The organism is Ilumatobacter sp., assembly GCF_041688325.1.
GTDB lineage: Bacteria > Actinomycetota > Acidimicrobiia > Acidimicrobiales > Ilumatobacteraceae > Ilumatobacter_A.
Genome location: NZ_JBDNIJ010000458.1, coordinates 1 through 1,362 on the forward strand (window position 1 = coordinate 1; position 1,362 = coordinate 1,362).

The 1,362-nt window shown below is 62.4% G+C and carries 1 protein-coding gene and 1 pseudogene; both read right to left on the minus strand.

All coding sequences use genetic code 11. The annotated features are described in order from the left end of the window. Positions 1 to 120: 120 nt before the first annotated feature. Positions 121 to 381 (minus strand): annotated as a pseudogene (locus tag ACH2EI_RS22075) (FAD-dependent oxidoreductase); the annotation flags it as partial. A 167-nt stretch (positions 382 to 548) separates the two neighbouring features. Continuing rightward, positions 549 to 1,362, minus strand: an 814-nt coding sequence (locus ACH2EI_RS22080; protein ID WP_395161613.1) for a phosphatase PAP2 family protein, incomplete at its 5' end; no start/stop codon positions are given.

Consider the following 1,362-nt stretch of genomic DNA (forward strand, 5'->3'; position numbering starts at 1 on the left):
AGTTTCTCAACAACACCCCACACGCCGCTCAACGGCCTAGCCAGGAAACTCCCGCTAGCCCATGGACCGATCGACGGCCACCTGATCGTTCCAATCATCGGTGGCCGAGTCACGAATTCATTCGGCAACCGGCGTCCAGTTGGGCACGACCGTCGCAGTGTCCGCGACTCTGTTGACCCGCCGGGTCTCCTGCAGCAGATTGGCGGCTCGGACCATCATCGTCGACTGAATGCATCCCCAGTACGGGCACTCACCGCCGACGAGATCCGACTCGATACCGACCACCGACAGGCCTCGTTCGGCAAGCGTGCCCGCAACGTGCTCGCCCGCGGGACCCATCCCGATCACGACGACGTCGGCCTGAATCGTTTCGCGGTCCATCCCTGACTCCTACTCACGACGCGAGGCGGTGCTCACACTGAACCCCGCCGCGCCCACTGCAGAGAAGGAACCCGCTTCGGCCCCAGAACTGCTCCCGGGTCCGGCAACACGTTGAACGAACACAGGCTCAAGCAACCGCACGAAGCGCCGTCGGAACAGAGCGAGAGTCAGGCCGCTCGGTCGGACGCAACCGATTCCGGTTCGGGGTGATTGCAGCGCAGGTCAGTGACGACACGGCACCGGTCGATGTTCGGAGTGCCGCCAATCGACGCTCGACGATGGTTGCGTCGAGCCAATACACCTGCTGCGCTCAGTCCCGCGAGCGCCACGACTGAGCCGGCGATGGCATCCAAGATGTAGTGGTTCGCCGTCAGCACGACAGCGAAGGCCATCAGAGCCGGCCCGGCAAGGGCGAACAGTTTGGCGACTTTGCTGCACGACCTCGTGAAGATGAGCACGCCGACGAGAAGATTCCACCCGACATGCAAGCTGGGTACCGCAGCAAATTTGTTGACCAGGGCCGGCGGTTGGAGGACGTGATACGAGGTCGACAACTCTGTGACGGTGTCGACGAAACCTGAGGGCATCAAGCGCGGCGGAGCAACAGGGAATGAGATGAAGATGACCAGGCCGATGGCGCCGGAGATGAACATCGCATTCCTAAGCAGCAAGAATGACGCCCGTCGACTCCGGTACAGCCAGGCCAACGTGAGCCCGATGACTGGCCAGTGCCCCCAGATGTAGATCCAGTTGACCGCCGTGACGATCGTGTCATGGTCGAGGATCGCTCCCTGGAATGTTTGTTCCAGATCGATTCCTAGGGAGCGCTCGAGGTCGAGCACTCGGTTGCCGTTGCCAACTGCTGTGGTCTGGCTTCCTTCGGTCAGTCCTCTGACGCCGAAGTAGGCGATCGCTGCGGCGACGACGAGCACGACCTGTGTGGCCAGATGCCTGATGCCGCGGCGTGGCCGTGAATCGATC